General features: G+C 60.3%; 25 protein-coding genes. 16 read left to right on the forward strand and 9 right to left on the reverse strand.

Annotated features, from left to right (window positions below; genetic code table 11):
• The first annotated feature begins 19 nt into the window (after positions 1–19).
• Positions 20–1,042 (forward strand): purine-nucleoside phosphorylase, encoded by a 1,023-nt coding sequence (locus H8S56_RS07955; RefSeq protein WP_187518329.1) that lies wholly within the window; start codon positions 20–22, stop codon positions 1,040–1,042.
• Positions 1,043–1,099: 57 nt separating this feature from the next.
• On the opposite strand, the gene H8S56_RS07960 is transcribed toward H8S56_RS07955, so the two are convergent.
• A complete protein-coding gene (locus tag H8S56_RS07960; RefSeq protein WP_187518330.1) occupies positions 1,100–1,858 on the reverse strand; it encodes a collagen-like protein in 759 nt (252 codons plus the stop codon).
• On the reverse strand, positions 1,851–2,126 hold the full coding sequence (locus H8S56_RS07965) for a DUF1145 domain-containing protein (protein ID WP_024684729.1): 276 nt from the start codon (positions 2,124–2,126) through the stop codon (positions 1,851–1,853). Before H8S56_RS07965 ends, H8S56_RS07960 begins: the two co-directional genes overlap by 8 nt.
• Before the next feature lie 253 nt (positions 2,127–2,379).
• On the opposite strand from H8S56_RS07965, the gene H8S56_RS07970 reads away from it, so the two are divergent.
• Together H8S56_RS07970 and H8S56_RS07975 are read left to right on the forward strand one after the other, a co-directional pair.
• On the forward strand, positions 2,380–2,877 hold the full coding sequence (locus H8S56_RS07970; protein WP_024684728.1) for a DUF6231 family protein: 498 nt from the start codon (positions 2,380–2,382) through the stop codon (positions 2,875–2,877).
• A gap of 3 nt (positions 2,878–2,880) precedes the next feature.
• Positions 2,881–3,354, forward strand: coding sequence for a YchJ family protein (locus H8S56_RS07975; protein ID WP_187518331.1), 474 nt, complete (start codon positions 2,881–2,883; stop codon positions 3,352–3,354).
• Positions 3,355–4,060: 706 nt separating this feature from the next.
• On the opposite strand, the gene H8S56_RS07980 is transcribed toward H8S56_RS07975, so the two are convergent.
• On the reverse strand, positions 4,061–6,499 hold the full coding sequence (locus H8S56_RS07980; protein ID WP_187518332.1) for a TonB-dependent receptor: 2,439 nt from the start codon (positions 6,497–6,499) through the stop codon (positions 4,061–4,063).
• A 132-nt stretch (positions 6,500–6,631) separates the two neighbouring features.
• Positions 6,632–7,195, reverse strand: a complete 564-nt coding sequence (locus H8S56_RS07985) for a hypothetical protein (protein ID WP_187518333.1) — start codon at positions 7,193–7,195, stop codon at positions 6,632–6,634.
• A gap of 113 nt (positions 7,196–7,308) precedes the next feature.
• On the opposite strand from H8S56_RS07985, the gene H8S56_RS07990 reads away from it, so the two are divergent.
• A complete protein-coding gene (locus H8S56_RS07990; protein ID WP_187518334.1) occupies positions 7,309–7,800 on the forward strand; it encodes an LEA type 2 family protein in 492 nt (163 codons plus the stop codon).
• A gap of 11 nt (positions 7,801–7,811) precedes the next feature.
• Here the strand turns inward: H8S56_RS07990 and H8S56_RS07995 are convergent, their stop codons facing one another.
• The 3 genes from H8S56_RS07995 to H8S56_RS08005 all read right to left on the reverse strand — a co-directional run bounded on the left by H8S56_RS07995 (position 7,812) and on the right by H8S56_RS08005 (position 9,426).
• Complete coding sequence (locus tag H8S56_RS07995; protein WP_024688261.1) at positions 7,812–8,141, reverse strand: hypothetical protein; 330 nt, start codon at positions 8,139–8,141, stop codon at positions 7,812–7,814.
• Between the two features lie 248 nt (positions 8,142–8,389).
• Complete coding sequence (locus H8S56_RS08000; protein ID WP_024688262.1) at positions 8,390–8,641, reverse strand: DUF1654 domain-containing protein; 252 nt, start codon at positions 8,639–8,641, stop codon at positions 8,390–8,392.
• A gap of 128 nt (positions 8,642–8,769) precedes the next feature.
• Positions 8,770–9,426, reverse strand: a complete 657-nt coding sequence (locus H8S56_RS08005; RefSeq protein ID WP_187518335.1) for a LexA family protein — start codon at positions 9,424–9,426, stop codon at positions 8,770–8,772.
• A 163-nt stretch (positions 9,427–9,589) separates the two neighbouring features.
• Between H8S56_RS08005 and H8S56_RS08010 the strand changes: the two genes are divergently transcribed.
• The 12 genes from H8S56_RS08010 (at position 9,590) to pdeM (ending at position 24,500) form a co-directional block, all read left to right on the forward strand.
• Positions 9,590–9,796, forward strand: coding sequence for an SEC-C metal-binding domain-containing protein (locus tag H8S56_RS08010; RefSeq protein WP_032610343.1), 207 nt, complete (start codon positions 9,590–9,592; stop codon positions 9,794–9,796).
• Positions 9,797–9,904: 108 nt separating this feature from the next.
• Positions 9,905–10,549, forward strand: coding sequence for a glutathione binding-like protein (locus H8S56_RS08015; RefSeq protein ID WP_187518336.1), 645 nt, complete (start codon positions 9,905–9,907; stop codon positions 10,547–10,549).
• 141 nt (positions 10,550–10,690) lie between these two features.
• Positions 10,691–13,165: a penicillin acylase family protein gene (locus H8S56_RS08020; protein WP_187518337.1), complete on the forward strand. Its 2,475-nt coding sequence runs from the start codon at positions 10,691–10,693 to the stop codon at positions 13,163–13,165.
• Positions 13,166–13,792: 627 nt separating this feature from the next.
• The gene (locus H8S56_RS08025; protein WP_024686887.1) at positions 13,793–14,830 is read left to right on the forward strand and encodes a ligase-associated DNA damage response exonuclease; all 1,038 of its coding nucleotides are present in this window, start codon (positions 13,793–13,795) and stop codon (positions 14,828–14,830) included.
• Entirely contained in the window at positions 14,827–16,530 is a 1,704-nt protein-coding gene (locus H8S56_RS08030) for an ATP-dependent DNA ligase (RefSeq protein WP_187518338.1), read from the forward strand. Before H8S56_RS08025 ends, H8S56_RS08030 begins: the two co-directional genes overlap by 4 nt.
• Positions 16,531–16,864: 334 nt before the next feature.
• Positions 16,865–17,647: a transporter substrate-binding domain-containing protein gene (locus tag H8S56_RS08035; protein WP_024686885.1), complete on the forward strand. Its 783-nt coding sequence runs from the start codon at positions 16,865–16,867 to the stop codon at positions 17,645–17,647.
• 82 nt (positions 17,648–17,729) lie between these two features.
• Positions 17,730–18,458 carry an ABC transporter permease gene (locus H8S56_RS08040; protein ID WP_187518339.1) on the forward strand — a complete coding sequence of 243 codons (729 nt, stop codon included), beginning with the start codon at positions 17,730–17,732 and terminating at the stop codon, positions 18,456–18,458.
• Entirely contained in the window at positions 18,455–19,165 is a 711-nt protein-coding gene (locus H8S56_RS08045) for an ABC transporter permease (RefSeq protein ID WP_024694874.1), read from the forward strand. The genes H8S56_RS08040 and H8S56_RS08045 overlap by 4 nt, the downstream gene beginning before the upstream one ends.
• A 16-nt stretch (positions 19,166–19,181) precedes the next feature.
• Positions 19,182–20,300 (forward strand): succinylglutamate desuccinylase/aspartoacylase family protein, encoded by a 1,119-nt coding sequence (locus H8S56_RS08050; protein ID WP_187518340.1) that lies wholly within the window; start codon positions 19,182–19,184, stop codon positions 20,298–20,300.
• A gap of 9 nt (positions 20,301–20,309) precedes the next feature.
• Complete coding sequence (locus H8S56_RS08055) at positions 20,310–21,074, forward strand: ABC transporter ATP-binding protein (protein WP_024694872.1); 765 nt, start codon at positions 20,310–20,312, stop codon at positions 21,072–21,074.
• A gap of 283 nt (positions 21,075–21,357) precedes the next feature.
• Positions 21,358–23,844, forward strand: a complete 2,487-nt coding sequence (locus H8S56_RS08060) for a ligase-associated DNA damage response DEXH box helicase (RefSeq protein ID WP_187518341.1) — start codon at positions 21,358–21,360, stop codon at positions 23,842–23,844.
• On the forward strand, positions 23,844–24,500 hold the full coding sequence (gene pdeM, locus H8S56_RS08065) for a ligase-associated DNA damage response endonuclease PdeM (protein ID WP_024694870.1): 657 nt from the start codon (positions 23,844–23,846) through the stop codon (positions 24,498–24,500). Before H8S56_RS08060 ends, pdeM begins: the two co-directional genes overlap by 1 nt.
• A 56-nt stretch (positions 24,501–24,556) precedes the next feature.
• Here the strand turns inward: pdeM and H8S56_RS08070 are convergent, their stop codons facing one another.
• The gene (locus H8S56_RS08070) at positions 24,557–24,769 is read right to left on the reverse strand and encodes a hypothetical protein (protein ID WP_024686878.1); all 213 of its coding nucleotides are present in this window, start codon (positions 24,767–24,769) and stop codon (positions 24,557–24,559) included.
• A 112-nt stretch (positions 24,770–24,881) separates the two neighbouring features.
• Entirely contained in the window at positions 24,882–25,448 is a 567-nt protein-coding gene (gene dcd / locus H8S56_RS08075) for a dCTP deaminase (RefSeq protein ID WP_024686877.1), read from the reverse strand.
• Positions 25,449–25,621 lie beyond the last annotated feature (173 nt).

The raw sequence follows: 25,621 nt of genomic DNA on the forward strand, positions 1-25,621 counted from the left end.
TTTGACGACAGGAGTTCTCATGAACAGCATTACTCGTAACGCCCTCTGCGCCTCGCTTGCACTGCTCAGCCCCGGCATCTGGGCCTCCGACGCACCGGTCACGCCCAAGGTCATGCTGATCGCCATGTTCGCCCCCGAGGCGCAGAACTGGATCGACCGCCTGCACCTGACCAAAGAGATCGAGGTGCCGGGTCTTGCCGCCGAATACCCGACCATCCGCTGCAACGATCAGGACACCTGCCTGATGGTCACGGGCATGGGCCAGACCAACGCCGCGGCCTCCACACTGGCGCTGGCCCTGTCGCCGCAGTTCGATCTGCGCAAGACCTACTTCATCGTCGCCGGGATCGCTGGGATCAATCCGCATCACGGCACGCTCGGCACCACGGCCTGGGCCCACTATCTGGTGGAGTTCGGTACTCAATGGGAAATCGATTCACGCGATGTGCCCAAGGACTGGCCGACCGGCTATCTGGGCATCAACACCAAAGGCCCGAACGAAAAGCCGCCACTGGACTACAAGACCGAAGTCTTCGAGCTCAACCCAACACTGCAGGCCAAGGCCTTCGCGCTGTCGCAGAACGTTACGCTTAGCGAGAGCAAGGAATCTGCGGCGTGGCGGGTGAAATATCCCTACGCCCCCGCCAACCAGCCGCCACAGGTCACGCGGTGCGACACGCTGGCGGGCAATACGTGGTTCTCGGGCACGCGTTTGAGCGAGCGAGCGGAAGTCTGGACGCGCCTGCTGACGGACAACAAGGGTGTGTACTGCACGACCCAGCAGGAAGATAACTCGACGTACGAGGCACTGTTGCGGGCGAGCAAGGCGGGTAAGGTTGACGTCAATCGCCTCGCCGTGGTCCGCGCAGGCTCGGACTTCGACCGCCCCTATCCGGGCTACAGCGAAGTGGACAACCTGCTGAAGTATGCCGATCAGGGCGCATTCGTACCCGCGCTGGAAAACCTGTACCGCACCGGCAATCCGCTGGTGCAGGCGATCGTCAAGGACTGGAAGAACTGGGAAAACGGCGTGCCGCAATAAAAGCTGAACGCTGACAGCGCTGCGGGCTGCTCAAGCCCGCAGCCTGCCAGGCGCTGTTTACAAGCGTTGCAGGATCAGCGCACCTGCAGGTCCTGCGACACCTGGCTGGCCGGGCTCACCCGATTTTCCTGACTTGCCGCCATCGGCGCGATACACGATACAGCCCTTGGACGCGCCACCCTTGCCCGCCTTGCCGCCCTCGCCGCCTTTGCCCGGCGCACCACCCTCGACATTGACCTTGATCCGCTCGGCCGCATAGCTGTACGGCAACTCGAGGCGAACCTGCGCGCCGGCTGCGCCGTCATGACCATTGCCGCCATTGTCACCGTTGTAACCACGCCCGGCCTGACCCCAGGTGCAGCCAGGCTCTTCGCCCGTGCCGCCATCAAGACCGACATACCCCGGACCACCTGCGCCGCCGCGCGCATCGATCGACAGTTGCTCGGCGCTCAGATTATTCACGCGCAGGGTCAGGTTACGGCCTGGCAGAGCGGGCTTTTCGAACGTGCCGGGTGCGCCGCGTGCCGTGATCTGACTGCCCGTACCGAACTCGCCGCGATCAACGACCAGCTTGAAGGTCTGCACGCCGGGGACAATGGCGATACGCGCTTCGTGACCGAGCACCAACTGGCCGATCTTCACGTCATCAATGCCAGCCGGAATCAGGAGGGTGCCGTAATCGGCCACTTCGAGGCGCTCGACCTGCAGAACGCTGCTGTTGCCGGGGAGACGCATCAGGGAGTGTGGCGCGACGATGATGGCTTGGGCCATTGCCAGTGGACTGAACAGAGCGGCCAGTAAAACGAGATTACGCATGAGAGTGCCCCGAAGCCGAACGGCCGATGGATTGGACATGAAAGATGCCGAACAGAACGATTTTGCCTCTGTCACGCCATGGGTGCTTGCGACCTCGCAGGCTGGCGTTGAACAGAATCAATTCCAGCAGATGAGTCAGCAGCAACAGGCTGCCCGCCATATCAATCATCACGCCGAACGGGCTCGGTGCTTCAACGACCGCATTGACCAGCACCACCAGCCAGAAACCCAGCATCAGCACCTTTCCCAATCCCCAAACCCACTTCATCGCATGCCCCCTGGTCATGATCCTTTTACGAAAGCGAATTCTTCGCACGCTTTTCGTCGCCGCACAGTAGACGTGCTGCCCACCGAATATGCCAGCGGTGTGTGAAAAAACATGCACCATCGGTAGATATAGCTCGAAACAGGCTCGAAGGCACCGGACATTTGTCACCCCTGGCGCTTTTCACGCAACCGGGACCACGCTTTTCAGCACTCGTCTGGCAGGCTAGTCTTGTCAGTCACTCAGAGGACTTTCGATGACTGTCGGTTTTTCCACCCGCACGCCCCAACAAGCGCTGGCTGCCCTGCTCGACCGCTACGCGCCAGCACGGCTGCTGCTGATCGGGGCGCAGGCGTTTCCTGCCTTACAGGCCTTCCAGGAAGCGCACCCGCAGACCGAAGTGGCGCAAGCCGAGCCCGGCCTGTTGCCTGCGCACCTGGCGGCGCAGCGGTTTGACCTGGCATTGGTGGTCGATTGCCTTGAACACATGCCCAAGCGCAGCGGGCTGGAACTGCTGGGCGGCATCCGCAACCTCAACGCCAGCCGCATCGCCGTACTGGCCGACCTGAAAGCCTGTGGCTGGCAGGAAACCGACTTCTTTTCGCTGGCCTTGCAGGCCAGCGAACGGTTCACACGCGACGAGCAGGTCCTGACACTGTTCACCTACGACCTGCGCGAATACAAACAAGTGCCTGACTGGCTGAACGCGAAGTTTTGGGCCAACCCGGAAAATTTTGGAAAGTATTGGTGGTGAATCATGAGTAGTGCCATTTGCCCTTGTGGCAGCGGCGACCTGTTGCTCGCCTGCTGCGGGGGTTACCACGCGGGCCAGCCTGCGCCGTGCGCGGAAAAGCTGATGCGCTCGCGTTACAGCGCCTATGTACTGGGGCTGACCGATTACCTGGTGCACACCACCTTGCCTGCGCAGCAGGGCGGGCTGGACCAGAAAGCCATTGCTCAATGGAGTGCACAAAGCACCTGGCTGGGGCTTGAAGTGGAAAGCGCCGAGGTGTTCGGCGGCAAACCCGAACACGCGTTCGTGACCTTCACTGCACGCTGGCACGACGGCAACGGCGAGCATAGCCACAAGGAGCGTTCCTCGTTCGTGCAGAATCAGGAGCGCTGGTACTTCATCGACTCCACCGTACCGCTCAAGGCCGGACGCAACGACGCGTGCCCTTGCGGCAGCGAGCAGAAATTCAAGAAGTGCTGTTCGGCGTATGTCGGTTAGTTGAGCCCGACAGAAGCACGAGACGGGGCCAAAACGATATCTACGAAAGGAAGTGCGATCTTGTGAGAGGCGGCTTGCCGGCGATGCTGTTTCTGAAGCGACACATAAGTGACTGAACGGACGCCATCGCCGGCAAGCCGCCTCCCACAGGCTGTGCATTCAGTCAGACGCTTTAGCTTTGCCCCCTTTTTTGCGCCTTTTCTGGACCTGTGTGTCACAGACTGCATCAACACGCGACGCGCTCGTCGCTACACCCAAGTCTCGCGGCAACCAACGGACGGTGGGAGGCGGCTTGCCGGCGATGCTTTTTCCGACGCGACACATAAATGACTGAACGGACGCCATCGCCGGCAAGCCGCCTCCCACAGGGTATGCGTTCAGTCAGACACTCTGGTTTTGGCTCCGTTTTGCGCATTTTCCAGACGTGCGCTCGTCGCTACACCCAAGTCTCGCGGCAACCAATGGACGGTGGGAGGCGGCTTGCCGGCGATGCTTTTTCCGAAGCGATACATAAGTGACTGAATGGACGCCATCGCCGGCAAGCCGCCTCCCACGGGGTATGAGTTCAGTCAGACACTTTAGCTTTGGCCCCGTTTTGCGCATCTTCCAGACGTGCATACAACGATGAGCCCAGAGCGTGGAAACGGGCTTGCACACACAGCCCTGATCGCAGACCTCTCAAGACACAGGCTCACCCGTGCCCCCCTCAAAACTCCAGTTGCGCCGAGAACGCTAAGGTCCGTGGGTCGCCCAGGTAGCTGCTGTTCAGCCAGTATTCCTTGTTGGCCAGGTTGCTGACGTTGACCCGCAAGGTCAGGTCGTTCTCTGAAACACGCAGGCGGTAGCGGGCACCCGCATCGAAGGTGGTGAAGGATGGCAGGTCGTTGTCGTTGCTCTGGTCGGTGTACTGTTTGCCGGTGTAGAACGCGCCCCCCGTCATCGCCAGCCCCGGCACCTGATTGATGTCGTATTCGGCGTAGACCTTGGCCAGTTGTTTGGCGACGTTAGTCGGCGCGTTGCCTTCATCGGCTGCGACGCCGGTCTTCTTGATCTTCGGGTCCAGCAGCGTGAAGCCACCGACCAGCGTCAGTTCCGGGATGACCTTGCCGGTCACGCTGAACTCCAGGCCATTGTTCTCCTGACGGCCATCGACGACGTAGATGTTCGAGCCGGTGGTGTAGCCATTGGGCTTCTCGATGTTGAACAGTGCCAGAGTCAACAGCGTTTCCCCCAGCGTTGCCTTGGCACCAATCTCGTACTGCTCGCTCACTTCCGGCGCGAAGGCCTGACCCGCGTTGGCGGTGCCGCTTGGTGCGATACCGCCTGATTGCAGCCCTTCGATGTACGTCGCGTAGGTGGTCAGCCACGGCACAGGCTTGTAGACCAGCGAGATGTTCGGCGAGGTCTTGCTTTCGTTGTACCGGGTTTCGGTTTCCGCCGAACCAAAGGCCCTGGCGTAGACGAACTCGTTGGCGTAGGTCTTGATCTGGGTGTTGGTCACCCCCAGGATCGCCGACCACTGCTCGTTGAACGTGATCACGTCGCCGATCAGGAAATTATTGCTTTCCGAGCTGTTGGCCAGGCGCTGATTGCCATGGCCGATGGAGTACGCAGGCTTGCCGACCTGCGGGGTCTGGTCGAAGCCAATCGTGCCGACGGGCGAGGTGTATTGCGGACCGGGCTGGCTCGGGGTGTAAGGAATGTGGTCTTCGTACTGTTTCTGACGAGACGTGTTGCCCTGATAGCCCATCGTGACCTTGTGCCCGAGAAAGCCCGTCTCGAACGCCGCATCAAGGAACAACGAGCCGGTTTTTTCTTCGGTTTCAATCGGCGCAAAGGCGTAGAGCGGCTGCGAGTAGGATCCTGCGCTGTAGACCGTAGGACCTGTGTACGTATTTTCGCTGGTGTACTGCTGAGCGGCGAACGCGGCGCGCAGGGTGAAGGTGTCGTTCAGACGCCATTTGGCCCGTACGCCCGCCTTGTCCGACTCGTAATCCGAGAACGACCACTTCTGGCTGTACAGTTTGTCGTTGTCCAGCGACGCGGCGCTCGGGCGCAGCGACTGGTCGCCGAAGAACCAGTAGCTGGTCAGGCCACGAATCTGGGTTTTCTTGTGCGACGCGTCGAACTGCACCAGCAAGTCATCGGAAACGTTCCAGTCCAGCGCCAGGGAGATCATCTCGCGGCGACGCTTGTTCAGGTCGACAGCCGTTTCGCCGTCCTGAGTCAGCACGTTGAGGCGATAAGCGAAGGTGCCTTCGCTGTCGATCGGACCGCCGAAGTCGCCGTGCAGGTAGTAGTTCTCGCCACCCGCATTGCCCATCGTCACGCTGTTATAGCGCTGGTAGGTCGGACGCTTGATCACGTAGTTGACCAGACCGCCCGGTGAAGCAGGACCGTAGAGGAAGCCGGTCAAACCGGTGATGACTTCCAGTTGCTCCATTTCTTCCAGGTAGTTGCTGCCGTCTGCGCCGTTGGTGAAGCGCAGGCCATCGTTGGCGATGTTCAGGCTGCCCGCGCTGCTGAAGCCGCGAATATTGACGGCGCTGGCGTATCCGGCGCTGGTGGGGGAATACATCTGGGTGAAGGGGTTGTGCTTGATGACGTCGTCCAGCGATGTCGCCTGAATGTTCTTGAGCAAGGCCTGCGGGGTCACGCTGATCGAGTAAGGCGCATCCTGCAGTTTCATGCCGCCCAACGCGCCGACGCTGCTGACGTTTTCGCTGCGATAGCCCGCCGCTTCCGAACCCTCGGCAGCCGTGGCCAGCGCATTGATGTTCACGTCCGAGAGGCTGAGCGTGCCCTCTTCCATCGCCATCAGGGTGTAGGTTCCGGCGCTGCTCTGCACCAATTGCAGCCCACTGCCGCGCAGTGCTTCGCGCAAGGCTCCCGCTGCGTCGAATTGCCCTTTGACCGGCGCGCTGGATTTCCCGGCAGCCAGCGCAGGGTCGAGGCTCAGCACCAGCCCGCTCTGGCTGGCGATCCGGTTCAGCGTGGTCGTCAGCGGTGCCGCAGGCAGGTCGTAAGGCGTGACCTCGGCAGCCTGTTGCGCGGCCATCAGCAAGGGGCTGGCCAGCGGCGCGCAAAGGGCAATGGCCACCGCCAACATGCTGGGGCGCAAAAGGGTGTCTAGCGAACGGGACATCGGGCAACTCCTGACGGGAATATTCTCAATGCCAGTTAGCCGAGCGAAAACCGGAAAGTGACAGAGCTGATTGAAAATAATTCCGTTTCAGGAAATCTGCTGTGTCTGCGCGTTGAAAGACCCGGTAACGGGTTACACCAGCTTCAGATGGGAGGTGTCGGGCGCCTTTTCATTATCAGTGCTCCTGGCTTGCCCGATGTTCGTGCCCACCGGCGCAACGCTCAGCCGGGACAGGTCCAGCAGGGGCGGCGCAGGCTGGGGTTGTGGAGGCAGGATGTCGCTGCCCGCTTCGGCCAGGGAATAGTCCGGTGCGTCGACATCTACGAACGCGGCCATATAGAGATCACGTGGCTTGACCTGCAGCCGACCGGCGCTGACCTGGGTCTTGCGCAGCCAGGCCGGTTCGTCAGGCGGGCGGGCCAGTTCGACCTCCTCAACGTCCATTTCATCGGGCGGTGAGTCGATAACGGCCATCGGCACGACTTCAACGTGCGCACCTGCCCGTTCGAGCGTTGCCCGATACTTTTCCGCGGTGGTCGCATCAAGTCCGTTTTTGAGCACCAACCGTCGTCCCGAGAACAGCAGGTTCAGGCGCGTCGCGTCTGCCTGGAACAGCTTTCCCAGGTTGGCCTTGACCCTCTCAGGCTGGGCTCCGACCACCAACTGGCCGTCGAAGACGATTTCATATTGACTCATGAGAGACACCCGGTTGCACGTGGACAAAGTATGACGCAGCGTCGGAGAACGGGACAAGCGGGTTACCCTTGGCCCGCGAGTTGCTAAACTCAAGCCTCATTCGGAGCAACCACATGTTTTTTCAGGCGCACATTACAAGAACACTGAGCCTTGCGCTGATCATGCTGGGGCTCTCGGGATGCTCCCTGTGGAGTTTCGACAGCTTCCAGGACCCGGAAGTGCATTTGCTGAAGGTGCAGGTCGTCAAGGCCAGGCTGACGCAGCAGGACTTCAAGCTGCATTTCGAGATCGACAACCCTAACGATTCGCGGATTCTGGTGCGCGCTTTTCAGTACAAGATCACCCTGAACGACATGGTGCTGGCCGACGACCGGTCCAACGACTGGTTTTTCGTCGACGCCCACAGTACCAGGATCTTTGTAGTGCCGATCAGCACCAATCTATGGCGGCACGCGAAGTACATCGCCCAATTGTTGAAGCGGCCCGATGAGGCCATCCACTATCGGCTTGAAGGCAAACTCAAGACGGGTCTGGTGTTCAGGAACAGCATCCGGATAGGCCGCTCGGGTGACGTGGCACCCGAGGAACTGATCCATAGACGCTGAGACGGTCCAGCCTAACCGCCCAGTCGGCCCTTGATCAGTTCCATCAGAAACTTCCAGATGTCTGCCGCCCACAAGGCGCGATTGATGGCCGCGATCAGTGCACCACCAAATGAGCCCAGCAGAAAACCGACCCCGGCGATGTTGCGAGGCTCATCAACACCCAGGTAATTGCTGGCGATACCGGTCAGAAACACGGCGCACGCCACACCTGTGATCAGGAACACCGTCCAGGCTCGCCAGTTCAGCAGGCTCGCCTGGTGCCACCAACCAGAAATGATTGCGCCAACCAGCCCGGCCAGCAACCAGTCTGCTCTGTCTACCAAGCCGTTCAAGAGCTCCATGAGCCTGACTCCGTATCAAAAATGATGGAATTCACATCACGTCACGTTTCAGTATTGAAACAATATTTAAGCATGCTTAATTAATTAGTCAAGCATACTTAACTTAATATCATCAACAGCAGCAGTATCTGGAAAATTGCCGTTCATTCTGAAGCGGGCGCAGAGTGCCGGGAGCGGCGTGACCGCGCTGAGTGCGGGATGGATCGTCTTATGAGAGGCGTCGACTGGCCACCGCATTGCACCGCGGATCAGCTGTCGATATAGCGCTTCCAGCCTATGCACACCGAGCCGTCTTCCAGACGATCGACCTGGATGCCTTCGGTGTCCTCGATTTCCTGAAGCACCGTGTCCCAGATATCGGACGGCTCGCCGTCAAGACGAGTGACGGTGACGAACTGGACCTTTTGCACATTGGGCGCTGCGACCATGCGCTGGATGCGTCTTCCGATCTGTTGATAGGAAGACGCAACGCTGGCCGTGGAATACAGATCGCTAGCCATGACCACCTCCTTGGCATAACTGTATTTATATACAGTATTCCAGCCGTAGGATGTCGGCAAGGTACAAGTAGGAAAAGTATCGAATCAGTGTTGACCGCAAAAAGCCCGCGACCTTGCCGATAGCCGGTTCAGAGCCTGCCGGTCATCCGAACCGCCACGCCAATGATGCGACAGTCGGCACCACATTCGATCATTCGGTACGCCGGGTTCAAGGGTTTGAGATAGCGGACGCCGCCATCCTCCACCAGCTTCTTGAACGTTGCCTCGTTGCTGGCCGGCAGCTTGGCGATCACCAGCTTGCCTGGCTGAACATCGGCTTCGGTGTCCACCAGAATCATCATGCCTTCAGGTACGCTGACGCCAGTGGGGGCCGTCATCGAATCGCCTTTGACTTCCAGCCAGAACGCGGGTCCCTTGGAGTCGTAATCAGAAATTTCGTAGCGATCTGAAAAGCCTTCAGGGTACGGCTCAACCGCCTCTTCCCAAGAGCCGGCCGAGACCCAACTGATCACCGGGTAGCGGAAGGACATCCTGGGTTGATCTATCAGTGCGACGTTGGCGTCATGAGGCGAATCGCGTTCCGGCCCCTCGCCAATCGCCAGCCATTCAGCGCGAAAGCCCGTGGCTCTGGCCAGCGCATAGAGATTTTCCGGGCGCAGGCTCTTGCTCTCACCGCTGACCCACTGGGTGACGGCAGAGTTGGCGACACCGCACGCAGCGGCGATCTCACCTTTCTTTCTGCCACTTAAAGCGATGGCCCGAGCAATGCGTTCGTGTCTGTTCATAGGCCCTGCCTTACAGCGCTTGAGGAAATAAAAGCGTGCGCCTGATGCCGCAACGATGTAAGCATGCTTAAAAAATGGCTGTATTTCCAGCAAAAACACTTCGATACAGCTTCGCGACCATTTGCGGGATAATGCGCGTCGATTTAATTGCGGAGTAACCCCGATGAACCAGCAAGCCCATGTTCATGGCCCTGATTGCAACCACGATCATGACCATGATCATCACGACCACCAGCACGGCCACGTTCATGGCCCCAACTGCGGCCACGCTCACCAGGAGCCGGTACGCAACACCTTGAAAGACGTGGGCCGCAACGACCCTTGCCCATGCGGCAGCGAGAAGAAATTCAAGAAATGCCACGGCGCCTGACACGCCGGGTTTTCTGCCAACGGCCTGCCTCGCAGGCCGTTTTTATTTGTGCGATGCGCTGCGAAAAGCGTAAAACAGAGGGCTACGGTCACCCACAAGGAGCGCTCAATGATCGACCTGTACTACTGGACCACGCCCAACGGTCACAAAATCAGCCTGTTTCTGGAAGAGTCGGGCCTGGCGTATAAAGTGTTTCCGGTCAACATCGGCAAGAACGAGCAGTTCGAGCCCGACTTCCTGAAAATCTCCCCCAACAACCGCATCCCGGCAATCGTCGATCACCACCCGGCGGATGACGGCGCGCCCCTTAGCCTGTTCGAATCGGGGGCCATCCTGCTGTATCTGGCCGAAAAGACGGGCCGCTTCATCCCCACGGACCTGCGCGGCCGTCAGGAAGTGTCGCAGTGGCTGTTCTGGCAGATGGGCGGGCTGGGGCCAATGGCCGGGCAGAATCATCACTTCAATCGTTTCGCCAAGGAGAAAATCCCCTACGCCATCGAGCGCTACGTCAACGAAACCGCCCGCCTCTATGGCGTGCTTAACAAACGCCTGGCGGATCGCGACTTCGTCGCAGGCAGCGACTACAGCATTGCGGACATGGCGATCTACCCCTGGATTGTGTCGCACACCTATCAGCAGCAGGATCTGAACGACTTCCCGCACCTCAAACGCTGGTTCGACAGCATCGCCAATCGTGACGCAACCAAACGGGCCTATGCGCTGGCCGAGCGGGTCAACCCTTCCAGACCTTGACGCCTTGCAAGCGTGCCACCGGCGAGGCTGGCACGCCGTTCTTGGTAAAATCCTGAAATAACTCGCCCAGCCGGCTTGCGTGCCGAGTGACTGCTCACTAACGTAGCGGCTTTTGTACATACCCCCTCCAGGAGCTTGCCCATGGCCTCGCCAGCCTTTCTTCATTTTCTGCCCCGATTTGGCGTTGCCGCCGCTGCGGTGAGTTTCCTGAGCCTGGCGGGTTGCCAACTGGGCAGTGGTGACAACGACACGGTACTGCCCGCTTCCGGGACCGTAGCGCTCAAAGGCCTGGCGCAAAATGTGTCGGTACGGCGCAACAGCATGGGCATGCCGCTGATTGAAAGCAGTACCTATCATGACGCTTTGTTTACGCTGGGCTACGTGCATGCTGGGGATCGCATCAGTCAAATGCTTGGCATGCGCCTGTTGGCGCAGGGCCGTCTGTCGGAAATGGCGGGGCCCGACGCGCTGGAAGTCGACCGTCTGATGCGCTCGGTCAACCTCAAGCAAAACGCCAGTGATCTGTACAATGCCTCGTCGCCCCGTCTCAAGCGTTTCTTCGACGTTTATGCACGCGGCGTGAACGCCTACCTGTTCCGCTACCGCGACAAACTGCCTGCCGACGTAGCCAACTCCGGCTACAAGCCTGAGTACTGGAAGCCCGAAGACTCGGCGCTGATTTTCAGCCTGCTCAACTTCAGCCAGTCGGTGAACCTGCAAGAAGAACTGTCCGGGCTGGTACTGGCGCAGAAAGTCGGTGCCGACAAACTTGCCTGGCTGCTGCCGACCTACCCTGATGAAGAACTTCCGTTCGCCGAGGCCGACAAGCTCAAAGGCCTGAACCTCAACAATCAGGTCAACGACCTGAGTGATCTGAACAAGGTCGCGCTGCAGCTTTCCGACCTGAACATGCTGGGCGTGGCAGCGTCGAGCAACTGGGCCATCGCCCCACAGCGCAGCCGCAGCGGCAAAAGTCTGCTGGCCACCGACATGCAGTTTCCCGGCGGCTTGAACTCGGCCTGGAGCTTCGTGCAGATCCGCGCACCGAAATATCAAGTGTCGGGTGTCTCCATCGCGGGTCTGCCATTGGTGCTCAGTGGTTTCAACGGCAAGCTGGCGTGGAGCATGAGCAACGTCAAAGGCGACAATCAGGACCTGTTCCTGGAGAAGATCAAACGCGAAGGCAATCGGGTGTCGTACATGGCCGACGGCAAATGGGTGCCCGCCACTGCTCACGACGAGACCTTTCTGGTCAAAGGCAACCGGGCCATTCGCGAAACGGTTTACACCACGCGTCACGGCGCGCTGCTCAACGCCAGCGCCACACCGCCTGGCAATGGCCTGAGCCTGGCGTTGCAAACGCCAAGCTTTAAGGACGACAAGACCCTGGACGCGTTCTTCGATCTGTCCCGTGCGCCTAACGTGGAAAAAGCCTTCGACACCAGCCGCGAGATTCGCGCGATCACCCTGAACATGGTGTTCGCTGACGCCTCGAACATCGGCTGGCAGGTCACGGGCCGCTTCCCGAATCGTCGTGAAGGCCAGGGCTTGTTGCCGTCGCCGGGCTGGGATGGCAAGTACGACTGGGACGGTTTCGCCGACTCGATGCTGCATCCCTATGATCAGGACCCGCGTCAGGGCTGGATCGCCACGGCCAACCAGCGCACGATTCCGAAGGGCTACGGCATGCAGCTCTCCAACTCGTGGGGCAACCCGGAGCGCGCCGAGCGTATTGCCGAACTGGCCAACGGCGCCAAGCAGGATTTGCGCAGCACCATCGCCATGCAGTACGACCAGACCACCACCTTTGCGGGCAAGCTCAAAACCATGTTCGAAGCACCGGGCATGAGCAAACCGCTCAAGCAGGTGATCGACTCAATGCCCGAGGCCGAACGCAATAAAGCCCGCGAGACCTACACCCGTTTGATGGCCTTCGACGGCAAACTGAGCGCCACCTCGGCCGATGCTGCGCTGTACGAACTCTTCCTGCAGGAAAGCGCGAAACAGATTTTCCTGGATGAACTGGGACCGGAAAGCAGCCCTGCCTGGCAGGCGCTGGTCGCCAATGCCGGCTCGTCTTACTCGCCTCAGGCCGACCACTTGCTGGGCCGCGACGACAGCCCTTACTGGGACGACGTCAAAACCCCGCAGAAAGAAGACAAGCCCGCCATTCTGGCGCGCAGCCTTGCCGCAGCCGTCACCAGTGGCGACAGCCTGTTGGGCAGTGATCACAAGGCCTGGCAGTGGGGCAAGCTGCATCGCGATAACTGGGCGCAGACCTACCCGCTGGTCAAGCAAATGGGCGGCGTCGAGTACAACCGCAGCGCTTCACCGGCAGGGGGCGATCACACGACGATCAACATGTCCGGCTACGAGTGGGGCAAAAGCTTCGATACACGCATGGCGCCAGGCCTGCGCATGATCGTCGACTTCAGCCTGGTGGAGCCGATGACGGGTGTGATCAGCACTGGCCAGTCCGGCAACCCGGCCAGCCCGTATTACGCCAACAGCATCGACCCTTGGCTGAAGGCGCAATACATGTCCATGCCGCTGCAGCAGCCGAACTATGAGAAGGGTTATGGCAAGCAGCGTCTGACGTTGACGCCCGGGAAGTAAAGCCGTCACTCCCTCGGCCTGACTCCTGGACCGAGGGAGATTCCACCACGCCTTGGACGTAGCGCTATCGCCCAGCATTTTCGTGAGAGCCAACGTGCTCGCGAATACAGTGGTTCAGTCGCTGAATTCTTGTTGAATCGACTGGCTCTTTCGCGGACAAGTCCGCTCCCACGATATTGAGTTGCGCCTGATAGCCTGAGCAGAGCACTCATCGTCTTGGTGGGAGCGGACTTGTCCTCGAATACAGTGGTTCAGTCGCTGATTTCTTATTGAATCGACTAGCTCTTTCGCGGACAAGTCCGCTCCCACGGTTTTGAGTTGCGCCTGATAGCTTGAGCAGAGCACTCATCGTCTTGGTGGGAGCCAGCGTGTTCGCGAATACAGCGGTTCAGTCGCTGAATTCTTGTTGGATCGACTGGCTCTTTCGCGGACAAGTCCGCTCCCACGGTTTTGAGTTGCGCCTGATAGCCTGGGCATAGCACTCATCGTCTTTGTGGGAGCGGACTTGTCCGCGAATACAGTGGTTCAGTCGCTGACTGCTGCGCGATGGCACCCGGCCTCAAAACTCCACGAACTTCCCGCCCTGCCCCCGCTCTTAGCTAACAAGCCCACCCAGACGGTTGTCCCATGGATCTTGTCGTTGCGCGCCCTGAAGGTTTGTATTGCCCACCCGGTGATTTCTATATCGACCCTTGGCGTCCGGTCGAGCGGGCGGTGATCACGCATGCGCATGGCGACCACGCCCGTACCGGCAATGAGCATTACCTGTCGGCAGCCAGTGGCGAGGGGATTCTGCGTTCGCGTCTGGGGCAGGACATCAATCTGCAAACCCTCGAATACGGTGAGTCCATCACGCATCACGGCGTGAAGCTCAGTCTGCATCCGGCCGGTCACGTGCTGGGCTCGGCGCAGGTTCGTCTGGAATACGAAGGTGAAGTCTGGGTGGCATCGGGGGACTACAAGGTCGAGCCGGACGGCACGTGCGCCGCATTCGAACCGGTGCGTTGCCACACCTTCATCACTGAATCGACCTTTGGCCTGCCGATCTACCGTTGGGCACCGCAGTCGCAGATTTTCGAGGGGATCAACGAATGGTGGCGCGCCAACGCGGCCCAGGGCAAAGCAAGCGTGCTGTTCGCCTACTCGTTCGGCAAGGCCCAGCGCATTTTGCACGGCATCGACGCCAGCATCGGCCCGATTCTGGTGCATGGCGCAGTCGAACCCTTGAATCGGGTGTACCGCGAAGGCGGCATTCGAATCCCTGAAACCCACTATGCAGGTGATTTCAAGAAAACCGATCCAGCATTGCGGCAGGCGCTGATTCTGGCACCCCCTTCGGCAGGCGGCAGCAGTTGGATGAAGCGCTTCGGCGAGTACAGCGATGCGTTCGCCAGTGGCTGGATGATGCTGCGCGGCACACGACGTCGACGTGGCGTCGACAAGGGGTTCGTGCTTTCCGACCATGCAGACTGGCCGGGACTTCTGTGGGCCATCGAACAGACGGGGGCGGAGCGTGTGATGGTCACCCACGGCTCGGTCGGCGTGCTGGTGCGCTACCTGCGCGAACTGGGCCTGGACGCGCAAGGTTTCACAACCGAATACGGCGACGAAGACGACGCCCCAGCGCAGGCGGAGCCTGACAAATCGAGCGAGGCAGCGTCATGAAAGCCTTCGCCGAACTGTACAGCCGGCTGGACGCCACCACCTCAAGCAACGCCAAGCTCGCGGCCATGCGTGAGTATTTCGAACAGACCGACCCACAGGACGCCGCTTGGGCGGTGTACTTCCTGTCGGGTGGGCGGCCTCGGCAACTGGTGCCAACCCGCGTTCTGCGCGAACAGGCAATGACCTTGGGTAACCTGCCAGAGTGGCTGTTTGAGGAAAGCTATCAGGCGGTAGGCGATCTGGCGGAAACCCTCTCCTTGCTGCTGCCACAAGCCGAGCACAGCAACGATGAAGGCCTTGCGGTCTGGATGGAAGAAAAGCTGCTGCCCTTGCGCGGTCTGCCGCCTGACGAACTGGCCGAGCGTCTGCCTGCGTTCTGGTCGCAGCTGGACCGCAGCAGTCTGATGGTGTGCATCAAGCTGATCACCGGCAGCTTCCGGGTGGGCGTATCCAAGCTGCTGGTCACTCGCGCCCTTGCCTCGCTGGCCGATATCGACAGCAAACGGGTCGCGCAACGGCTGGTGGGCTACACCGATCTGTCGCACCGGCCAAGCGCCGAACGCTACCTGAAACTGATCGCCGCCGAGTCGGAAGACGAACACGCGCAGCGCGGCGGCCAGCCCTACCCGTTCTTTCTCGCCCACTCGCTGCAACAGCCTGCCGACCAGTTCGAGGAACTGTTAGGTCCGGCCGGGCAATGGCAGGTGGAATGGAAGTGGGACGGCATTCGTGCACAGCTCGTCAAGCGCGATGGGCGACTATGGATCTGGTCGCGTGGCGAAGAACTGGTGACGGATCGCTTCCCCGAGCTGCACAGTCTGGTTCAGTGCCTGCCCGACGGCACCGTGATCGACGGCGAAATCGTGGTCTGGAAAGCACCCGAAACGGCACCCGACAGCGACGCGAAGTTTGCGCTCAACAGCGACACTCCACAGGCCACCCCGTCGGTGCAACCGTTTGCGTTACTGCAACAACGTATCGGCCGCAAGACGCTGGGCAAGAAGATCCTCACCGACGTCCCGGTCGTGGTTTTGGCCTACGACCTGCTCGAATGGGAAGGCCACGACTGGCGCAGCCGCCCACAACATGAACGCCGCACACAACTGGAAACGCTGATCGGCGAGGCGCGCAGTGAAGTGCTCATGCCCTCCCCGGTGCTGACTGGCAAGGACTGGCTCGACCTGGCCAGCCAGCGCGAAGCGTCCCGCAGCCTGGGTGTCGAAGGCATGATGCTCAAGGCGCGGGATTCGCTGTATGGCGTCGGGCGCACCAAGGACATGGGCGTTTGGTGGAAGTGGAAAGTCGATCCGTTCAGCGTGGACGCGGTGCTGATTTATGCACAACGCGGCCACGGACGCCGCGCCAGCCTGTACAGCGACTACACCTTCGCGGTGTGGGACGGCCCGCCTGAATCGAGCGAGCGCACCCTTGTGCCGTTTGCCAAGGCGTACTCGGGCCTGACCGATGAAGAGATGCGCAAGGTCGACGCCATCGTGCGCAAGACCACGGTCGAAAAATTCGGCCCGGTGAGCAGTGTGACCCCCACGCTGGTGTTCGAACTCGGTTTTGAGGGCATCGCGCTGTCCAAACGGCACAAGAGCGGGATTGCCGTGCGCTTTCCGCGAATGCTGCGCTGGCGGCAGGACAAGCCCGTATCTGAAGCCGACAGCTTGGCCACGCTGCAAGACCTGCTGATCTGACGCACCCGAAGAGTGCGCTCAAAATTAGGCGCACCAAATCTGATCATTCCTACACACTCTGCCGGTGCGCGCTCGCCAGGATCGTTACCAATCTGCTTGCAACGCCCTCTTGCACGCGATCAGCCTCGCGTAAAAGGGACATCCTCGCGGACCTCTGTGGCGCCGCGAAGGCAGAACGCCATGCATTTATATGAAATAGCGACAACCACTTACACTTCAAACGCACGTTCGTCTCTCTGGTTCAAAAATTGCTACCTTAGAGCGTCTGGCACCCGCCGGTAGCAACAAGCCTCGCGCATTCCCAACACCCCCATCAGGTTTTAAGGACTGAATAATGAAAAAAGCATGGCTGACCCTTTCCGCACTGGCTTTGTGCCTGGCCGCTGGTAACACGATGGCCAAGGAGTACAAGGAGCTGCGCTTCGGCGTTGATCCTTCCTACGCACCGTTCGAATCCAAAGCCGCCGACGGCAGCCTGGTGGGCTTCGATATCGATCTGGGCAACGCCATCTGCAAAGAGCTGAAAGTCACCTGCAAGTGGGTTGAAAGCGACTTTGACGGCATGATTCCGGGCTTGAAAGCCCGTAAGTTCGACGGCGTGATCTCCTCCATGACCGTGACCCCGGCTCGCGAGAAAGTCATCGATTTCTCCAACGAACTGTTTTCCGGCCCGACCTCACTGGTGTTCAAGAAAGGTGCAGGCCTCACCGCTGACCCGGCCAGCCTGAAAGGCAAGACCGTGGGCTACGAGCAAGGCACCATCCAGGAAGCCTATGCCAAGGCCGTACTGGACAAGGCTGGCGTGAAAACCCAGGCCTACGCCAACCAGGATCAGGTTTACGCTGACCTGACTTCCGGCCGTCTGGATGCATCCATTCAGGACATGCTGCAAGCTGAACTGGGTTTCCTGAAATCGCCAGCCGGTGCGGGTTACGAAGTCAGCGAACCGGTAGACAGCCCACTGCTGCCATCCAAGACCGCTATCGGCATCGCCAAAGGCAACAAAGAACTCAAAGCCCTTCTCGATAAAGGCATCAAAGCGCTGCACGATGACGGCACCTACGCCGAAATCCAGAAAAAGCACTTTGGCGACCTGAATCTGTACAGCGGTAAATAACACCTCGACGCCCATCGATTTCGGCGATGATTCGCCGCCCTTCGATGGGCGTTTCTGTTCGTGACCGCTCAAGGTTTTATCCATGCTCGACTCACTGATGCACACCCTCGGACTTTCGGCCTTCAGCCTGAAGGGCTTCGGCCCGCTGCTGCTGCAAGGCACCTGGATGACCGTCCAACTTTCGGTGCTGTCCCTGTTTCTGAGCATCGTGCTCGGATTGATCGGGGCCAGCGCCAAGCTGTCGAGCTCGGCGCTGCTGCGCGTGCCGGCACAGGTCTACACCACGTTGATCCGTGGCGTTCCGGATCTGGTGTTGATGCTGCTGATTTTCTACAGCCTGCAAACCTGGCTGACCAGCCTGACCGACGCCATGGAGTGGGAATACATCGAAATCAATCCGTTCAGCGCAGGCGTCATCACGCTGGGCTTCATTTACGGGGCGTACTTCACAGAGACGTTCCGCGGCGCGATTCTTTCAGTGCCGCGTGGTCAAGTAGAAGCCGCCACCGCTTACGGCCTCACACGCGGCCAGCGTTTTCGTTTTGTGGTGTTTCCACAAATGATGCGCTATGCGCTGCCCGGCATCGGCAATAACTGGCAAGTGCTGCTCAAGGCGACCGCGCTGGTGTCGATCATTGGCCTGGCCGATCTGGTCAAGGCTTCGCAGGACGCGGGCAAGAGCACCTATCAACTGTTTTACTTCCTGGTTCTGGCCGCACTGATCTATCTCGCGATCACCAGCGCATCGAACTTCGCCCTGCGTTGGGCTGAACGGCACTACGCCGCAGGCAGCCGGGAGGCGCAGCGATGATCGAGTTGCTTCAGGAATACTGGAAGCCCTTCCTTTATACAGACGGCGTGAATGTGACCGGCCTGGCGATGACAATGTGGCTGCTCAGCGCCTCTATCGCCATCGGTTTCTGCCTGTCGATTCCGCTGTCCATCGCCCGTGTATCGAGCAGGCGTTGGGTCCGCTGGCCTGTGCAGTTCTACACCTATCTGTTTCGTGGCACACCGCTCTACATCCAGTTGCTGATCTGCTACACCGGCATCTACAGCATTGCAGCAGTGCGTGAGCAACCCTTGCTGGATGCGTTCTTTCGCGATGCGATGAACTGCACCATCCTGGCGTTCACCCTGAACACCTGCGCGTATACCACCGAGATTTTCGCCGGTGCGATCCGCAGCATGGCCCATGGCGAAGTCGAAGCGGCCAAGGCTTACGGCCTGAGCGGCTGGAAGTTGTATGCCTATGTGATCATGCCGTCAGTGCTGCGCCGCTCGCTGCCGTATTACAGCAACGAAGTGATTCTGATGCTGCACTCAACCACCGTGGCGTTCACCGCCACCGTGCCGGACATTCTGAAAGTCGCGCGGGACGCCAACTCGGCGACCTTCATGACCTTCCAGTCCTTCGGGATCGCTGCCGTGATGTATCTGACCGTTACGTTCATTCTGGTCGGGTTGTTCCGTCTTGCCGAACGTCGCTGGCTGGCCTTCCTCGGCCCCGCTCATTAATCAGGACAGCGCCACCATGCTCCATCACACCCATGACGTGCTGTCGCCGCTGCCGGGCACCGTGCGTTGCGTTCACAGCTTTCACTACGGCCCTCAGAACGGCGCGGGCAAGGTCTACATTCAGGCTTCCCTGCATGCCGACGAACTGCCCGGCATGCTGGTGGCCTGGTACTTGAAGCAGCGGCTGGCCGAGCTGGAAAACGCCGGTCGCCTGCTGGGCGAAATCGTCGTGGTGCCGGTGGCCAACCCCATAGGTCTCGAACAGGTATTGATGGACACGCCGCTGGGCCGCTACGAGCTGGAAAGCGGACAGAACTTCAATCGCGGGTTCATCGACCTCGGGCAACACGTGGGCGACGAGATTGAAGCGCGGCTGACCCAGGACCCGATTCAGAACCGCACCCTGGTGCGCGACAGCCTGCGCGCCGCGCTCAACGCCCGGATACCGACCACCCAGTTGCAATCATTGCGCCTGACGCTACAGCGCCTGGCCTGCGATGCCGACATGGTACTGGACCTGCATTGCGACTTCGAGTCGGTCGAGCACCTGTACACCACGCCCGAAGCCTGGCCGAAGGTCGAGCCGCTGTCACGTTACCTCGGCGCACAGGCGAGCCTGCTGGCGACCAATTCAGGCGGTCAGTCGTTCGACGAATGCTTCACGCTGGTCTGGTGGCAATTGCAGCAGCGCTTCGGCGAGCGCTTCCCGATCCCGATGGGCAGCTTCTCGGTGACCCTTGAGCTGCGTGGGCAAGGCGACGTCAATCACTCACTGGCCAGCCGTGACAGCCAGGCGATCATCAATTACCTGGTCGATGCCGGCCTGATCGACGGCGAACGGCAGATCCCGCCCGAACTGCTGTACCCCGCGACGCCTCTGGCAGCGGTCGAGCCGGTCGCGACACCGGTCGGCGGCTTGCTGGTGTTCTGTGCGACGCCTGGCGAGCACGTCGAAGCCGGACAACTGATCGCCGAGATCATTGACCCGATCAGCGACGCGGTGACCAGCATTCATTCGCTCAATGCGGGTCTGCTGTATGCGCGCTCGTTGCGCCGCATGGCCACCGCAGGCATGGTCATCGCCCATATAGCGGGCACGCGGGCCTATCGCAGCGGCTACCTACTTTCTCCTTGAGGACCTCTCATGTACAAACTGACCATCGATGGCCTGCACAAGCGCTATGGCGACAACGAGGTGCTCAAGGGCGTGTCGCTCAAGGCCAGCAGCGGTGATGTCATCTGCCTGATCGGCGCCAGCGGCTCGGGCAAGAGCACGTTTTTGCGTTGCATCAACTTTCTGGAACAGCCCAACGACGGCGCCATGAGCCTGGACGGCCAGCAAGTGCGCATGGTCAGCGACAAGGATGGCATGCGTGTGGCCGACCCGGACGAGCTGCAACGTATCCGTACTCGACTGGCCATGGTGTTCCAGCACTTCAACCTGTGGGCACACATGACCGTGCTGGAAAACATCACCATGGCGCCACGCCGGGTGCTGGGTGTGCCTAAAGCCGAAGCCGAAGCCCGTGCACGCAAATACCTGGACAAGGTCGGCCTGCCCGAGCGCGTGGCCGACCAGTACCCGGCGTTTCTGTCCGGCGGCCAGCAACAGCGCGTGGCGATTGCCCGTGCGCTGGCGATGGAACCGGAGATCATGCTGTTCGATGAGCCGACCTCGGCACTCGACCCGGAGCTGGTCGGTGAAGTGCTGAAGGTGATTCAGGGCCTGGCCGATGAAGGCCGCACCATGATCCTGGTCACTCATGAAATGGGCTTTGCCCGTAAAGTGGCCAGCCAGGTGGTGTTCCTGCACCAGGGCCAGATCGAAGAATCCGGGCACCCGGATGAGGTGCTGAACAACCCCAAGAGCGAGCGGTTGCAGCAGTTCTTGAGCGGAAACCTGAAGTAATTGCTGCAGGTGACGCAGAGCGTGGGCAGGATCCGGCACCTGTGGAAGTTCAACTTGCTGGCGATGAACGATAGGATGCGGTCTGTCTGACGCATCGCGTCGCCTGCATCGCCGGCAAGCCGCCTCCCACAAACCCATACTTGCGCCGAGACAGCGCAGCCCTGAATAGGCGGCGGTGTCTCCCACGTATCAGAGACATCAGGGTATCCCTCGATAACTGTTTAAAACTATTACCCTTTTCCTGCTGTCTCTGAGTTATCGCCCTTCAGAGCATTTCGACCGCATGAGCAGACCCAACGATTTCGCTCAGCGATGGTTTCGCGCCCGAGGCTGGAAGGCGTTCGCCTTTCAAAAGGAAGTCTGGGCGGCGGTGAAACAGGGTGAGTCCGGCCTGTTGCACGCCAGTACCGGCTCAGGCAAAACCTATGCGGTGTGGTTCGCGGCGCTCAACCGGTTCGCCCTGAGCCAATCCTCGACCGAAGACAAACCCCGCAAGAAAAAGCCGCCTGCCGCGCCGCTGAGCGTCCTCTGGATCACGCCCATGCGCGCACTCGCCGCCGACACTACGCGCGCGCTTGAAGCGCCGCTGGCCGAGCTGGACATCAACTGGTCAGTTGGCCTGCGCACCGGCGACACCAGCAGCAGCGAACGCGCCCGGCAAGGGCGTCGACTACCGTCTGCACTCATCACCACCCCCGAAAGCCTGACCCTGCTGCTGACGCGTGCTGACGCCCAGCCGACGCTCTCGACGTTGCGCATGGTCGTGGTCGATGAATGGCATGAGTTGATCGGCAACAAACGCGGCGTTCAGTTGCAACTGGCACTGGCCCGCTTGCGCCAATGGAATCCACAACTGATCGTGTGGGGCATTTCTGCAACCCTGGGCAACCAGCAGCACGCGCAGGAAGTGCTGCTGGGCGAAGGCGGCGTCACGGTTCAAGGCAAGGTGGTCAAAACGCTGCAGGTCGATACGCTCTTGCCGCCCTCCATCGAGCGCTTTCCCTGGGCGGGTCATATGGGCTTGCGCATGCTGCCGCAGGTCGTCGCAGAGGTTGAAAAAAGCGCCAGTTGCCTGCTGTTCACCAATACCCGCGCGCAATCGGAAATCTGGTATCAGGCGCTGCTGGAAGCCCGCCCGGACTGGGCCGGGCTGATCGCCCTGCACCACGGTTCCCTGGCCCGCGAGGTCCGCGATTGGGTCGAACGGGCCTTGAAGGAAGGTTCGCTCAAGGCCGTAGTCTGCACCTCCAGCCTGGACCTGGGCGTGGACTTCCTGCCCGTGGAGCGCGTGCTGCAGATTGGGTCCCCCAAAGGCGTGGCGCGCCTGATGCAGCGCGCGGGGCGCTCAGGGCACGCACCGGGGCGTCCTTCGCGGGTAACGCTGGTGCCGACCCACAGCCTTGAACTGGTGGAGGCCGCCGCCGCCCATGATGCGGTCGCCGCACGGTTGATCGAGCCAAGGGAATCGCCTCACCAGCCGCTGGACGTGCTGGTGCAGCATCTGGTCAGTGTGGCACTGGGCGGAGGCTTTCTGCCTGACGAGTTGCTGGCAGAAGTGCGTACCGCCTGGGCCTATCGCGACCTGAGCGATGAACAGTGGCAGTGGGCGCTGGCCTTCGTACGCAATGGCGGCCACTCGCTGACGGCCTACCCCGACTACCGACGGGCCGAGCCGGACGAGCACGGTATCTGGCGCGTGCCTGATGCGCGGCTGGCACGTCGACACAGGATGAGCGTCGGCACCATCGTCAGCGACGCTACGATCAATCTCAAATACTGGAAGAAAGGCGGCGGTGGCGGCTCTCTGGGCAGCGTCGAAGAGGGCTTCATTGCACGCCTCAAGCCCGGGGACGGCTTTCTGTTTGCGGGACGCTTGCTGGAATTGGTACGGGTCGAGAACATGACCGCCTATGTCAAACGCGCCACGGGCAAGAAAGCCGCCGTGCCGCGCTGGAATGGTGGGCGTATGCCACTGTCCAGCGAACTGGCGGACGCCGTGGTGGAGAAATTCGATGCCGCCGCGCATGGTCATTTCGACAGCCCCGAGATGCAGGCCGTCAAACCCCTGCTGGAAGTACAACGAGAATGGTCCGGGCTGCCACAACGCGACACGCTGCTGGCTGAAACGCTTAAGTCCCGTGAGGGCTGGCACCTGTTTCTCTATCCGTTCGCCGGTCGCCATGTGCATCTGGGGCTGGCGAGCCTGCTGGCCTGGCGCTTGAGCCAGCACCGGCCATTGACCTTCTCGATCGCCGTCAACGATTACGGCCTCGAACTGCTGAGCGCGAGCGAAATGGACTGGAGACAGGCATTGCAGGCTGACCTGTTTTCTGAGAAAGACCTGATGGCCGACATTCTGGCCAGCCTCAACGCGGGCGAACTGGCGCTAAGGCGCTTTCGCGAGATCGCCCGCATCTCGGGCCTGGTGTTCTCGGGCTATCCCGGTGCGGCCAAGAGCAACCGTCAGTTGCAGGCGTCCAGCGGACTGTTTTTCGAGGTATTCAAACAATACGACGCCGACAACATGTTGCTGACGCAGGCTGAGCAGGAGGTGTTGCGCCAGGAACTGGACCTGGCCCGACTGGCGCATACCCTACGCCAGATCAACACCCGCAGGCTCGACCTGCATCCAATCAAACGCGCCACCCCACTTGCCTTCCCCCTGTTGGTGGAGCGCTTTCGCGAGAGCCTCAGCTCGGAAAAACTGGCTGACCGTATCGCGCGCATGGTGCGCGATCTGGAAAAAGCCGCTGGCCCGGAATCTGATTAATGAAGCCCTGCATTGCTATCACGCTGGCAGATGAAGAGCTGTGGCTGTTGGCCGACAAGGCCATTTACTATCCTGCCGAACGCGCCCTGCTGATCGCCGACGCACATTTCGGCAAGGCAGCCGCCTACCGCAAACTGGGCCAGCCAGTACCGCACGGCACTACCCAGGCCAACCTGCGGCGTCTGGACCGGTTACTTGATGACTACCTCTGCGAGCACCTGATCTTTCTCGGGGACTTCATGCATGCCCCCGAGTCTCATGCCTTGGGCACGCTCCATTCGCTGCATGAATGGCGGGCGAGCCGGGCAGGACTGAGAATCACCCTGATACGCGGCAACCACGACAAGCGTGCAGGCGACCCGCCAACCAGCCTGGATATAGAGGTGGTGGCAGAACCCTTGTTGCTGGGCCCGTTCGCGTTACAACACGAACCCGACGCGCACGCGACGCATCATGTTCTGGCAGGACATGTCCACCCGGTTTACCGCCTGCATGGGCGGGGTCGGCAGAGCTTGAGACTGGCGTGTTTCTATCTCGGCCAGAAGGTCAGCCTGCTGCCTGCGTTCGGCGAGTTCACCGGGGGCTTCGCTATCCGCCCAGCGAAGAACACAATGATTTATGTCACCGGAGACGGGGCAATCTGGCCGGTAGCGTGAAGGCTTGATAAACGAAAACGCCCGCGGTCTCGATAGAGACAGCGGGCGTTCGGGAATCAGGCAACAGGTGCAGGTGGTGGCTCGTCCGGCACGGTAGGTACACCCGGCTCGCTCGGCTCGGGATAGGGCGTGTCTGGTCCCGGATCTCCCGGAATGCCGCCCCCCACCATGTTCAACTCTGTATGAGCCATCAGTGACCAGGCCAGCAGTCCGATCTCGTTGAGTGGAGGAGATGTTTCCTGTTCAGAGGTTTTGAACGTGGTCTTCATAGGTCACTCCTGAGCAATGGCTTTCGCCTACAACCGTAAACGAATGCATGTGAGGCAATAGAGTGCGAAAACGAACATTAATTCCATCGTGTGACAGAGAACACCGAAAAAATCAGGCGCGTGGCAGGGTAACGCCGCGCTGCCCTTGATACTTGCCCCCGCGATCCTTGTAGGAAACCTCGCACTCCTCGTCAGACTCAAGAAACAGCATCTGGGCCACGCCTTCATTGGCGTAGATTTTCGCCGGCAAGGTGGTGGTGTTAGAGAATTCCAGGGTCACGTGGCCTTCCCACTCCGGTTCCAGCGGCGTGACGTTGACGATAATGCCGCAGCGCGCATAAGTGCTTTTTCCCAGACAGATGGTCAGGACATTGCGCGGAATGCGGAAATATTCGACGGTCCGTGCCAGCGCGAACGAGTTCGGCGGGATGATGCACACGTCGCTCTTGACGTCGACAAAGCTTTTTTCATCGAAGTTTTTCGGATCGACAGTGGCCGAATTGATGTTGGTGAAGACCTTGAATTCATCGGCGCAACGCACATCGTAGCCGTAGCTGGACACCCCGTAGGAGATCAGTCGGTCTGCGCCTTCGCCACGCATCTGACGCTCGACGAAGGGCTCGATCATGCCGTGCTCTTGCGCCATGCGGCGAATCCACTTGTCCGATTTGATGCTCATGGGAATGTCCTGATCTACGAGGTGAAAAAGATGTGCTGCATCTTACCGGGCCTGCGCCACGTGTTCAAAGGCAACATATCTGCCATCCATGAGACCTGAGCCGCACTTTCGACGCGAATGGAAATAATCCTCGACAGACCATTGGCACGTCAGACAAAAAGGGTTAAGGTGGC

Origin of the sequence: Pseudomonas triticifolii, from assembly GCF_014358015.1 — a bacterium.
GTDB classification, from domain to species: domain Bacteria; phylum Pseudomonadota; class Gammaproteobacteria; order Pseudomonadales; family Pseudomonadaceae; genus Aquipseudomonas; species Aquipseudomonas triticifolii.

Coding starts and splice junctions, on each gene's coding strand:
- H8S56_RS07955 (WP_187518329.1), top strand. CDS start 20: ATGAACAGCATTACTCGTAACGCCCTCTGCGCCTCGCTTGCACTGCTC.
- H8S56_RS07960 (WP_187518330.1), bottom strand. CDS start 1,858: ATGCGTAATCTCGTTTTACTGGCCGCTCTGTTCAGTCCACTGGCAATG.
- H8S56_RS07965 (WP_024684729.1), bottom strand. CDS start 2,126: ATGAAGTGGGTTTGGGGATTGGGAAAGGTGCTGATGCTGGGTTTCTGG.
- H8S56_RS07970 (WP_024684728.1), top strand. CDS start 2,380: ATGACTGTCGGTTTTTCCACCCGCACGCCCCAACAAGCGCTGGCTGCC.
- H8S56_RS07975 (WP_187518331.1), top strand. CDS start 2,881: ATGAGTAGTGCCATTTGCCCTTGTGGCAGCGGCGACCTGTTGCTCGCC.
- H8S56_RS07980 (WP_187518332.1), bottom strand. CDS start 6,499: ATGTCCCGTTCGCTAGACACCCTTTTGCGCCCCAGCATGTTGGCGGTG.
- H8S56_RS07985 (WP_187518333.1), bottom strand. CDS start 7,195: ATGAGTCAATATGAAATCGTCTTCGACGGCCAGTTGGTGGTCGGAGCC.
- H8S56_RS07990 (WP_187518334.1), top strand. CDS start 7,309: ATGTTTTTTCAGGCGCACATTACAAGAACACTGAGCCTTGCGCTGATC.
- H8S56_RS07995 (WP_024688261.1), bottom strand. CDS start 8,141: ATGGAGCTCTTGAACGGCTTGGTAGACAGAGCAGACTGGTTGCTGGCC.
- H8S56_RS08000 (WP_024688262.1), bottom strand. CDS start 8,641: ATGGCTAGCGATCTGTATTCCACGGCCAGCGTTGCGTCTTCCTATCAA.
- H8S56_RS08005 (WP_187518335.1), bottom strand. CDS start 9,426: ATGAACAGACACGAACGCATTGCTCGGGCCATCGCTTTAAGTGGCAGA.
- H8S56_RS08010 (WP_032610343.1), top strand. CDS start 9,590: ATGAACCAGCAAGCCCATGTTCATGGCCCTGATTGCAACCACGATCAT.
- H8S56_RS08015 (WP_187518336.1), top strand. CDS start 9,905: ATGATCGACCTGTACTACTGGACCACGCCCAACGGTCACAAAATCAGC.
- H8S56_RS08020 (WP_187518337.1), top strand. CDS start 10,691: ATGGCCTCGCCAGCCTTTCTTCATTTTCTGCCCCGATTTGGCGTTGCC.
- H8S56_RS08025 (WP_024686887.1), top strand. CDS start 13,793: ATGGATCTTGTCGTTGCGCGCCCTGAAGGTTTGTATTGCCCACCCGGT.
- H8S56_RS08030 (WP_187518338.1), top strand. CDS start 14,827: ATGAAAGCCTTCGCCGAACTGTACAGCCGGCTGGACGCCACCACCTCA.
- H8S56_RS08035 (WP_024686885.1), top strand. CDS start 16,865: ATGAAAAAAGCATGGCTGACCCTTTCCGCACTGGCTTTGTGCCTGGCC.
- H8S56_RS08040 (WP_187518339.1), top strand. CDS start 17,730: ATGCTCGACTCACTGATGCACACCCTCGGACTTTCGGCCTTCAGCCTG.
- H8S56_RS08045 (WP_024694874.1), top strand. CDS start 18,455: ATGATCGAGTTGCTTCAGGAATACTGGAAGCCCTTCCTTTATACAGAC.
- H8S56_RS08050 (WP_187518340.1), top strand. CDS start 19,182: ATGCTCCATCACACCCATGACGTGCTGTCGCCGCTGCCGGGCACCGTG.
- H8S56_RS08055 (WP_024694872.1), top strand. CDS start 20,310: ATGTACAAACTGACCATCGATGGCCTGCACAAGCGCTATGGCGACAAC.
- H8S56_RS08060 (WP_187518341.1), top strand. CDS start 21,358: ATGAGCAGACCCAACGATTTCGCTCAGCGATGGTTTCGCGCCCGAGGC.
- pdeM (WP_024694870.1), top strand. CDS start 23,844: ATGAAGCCCTGCATTGCTATCACGCTGGCAGATGAAGAGCTGTGGCTG.
- H8S56_RS08070 (WP_024686878.1), bottom strand. CDS start 24,769: ATGAAGACCACGTTCAAAACCTCTGAACAGGAAACATCTCCTCCACTC.
- dcd (WP_024686877.1), bottom strand. CDS start 25,448: ATGAGCATCAAATCGGACAAGTGGATTCGCCGCATGGCGCAAGAGCAC.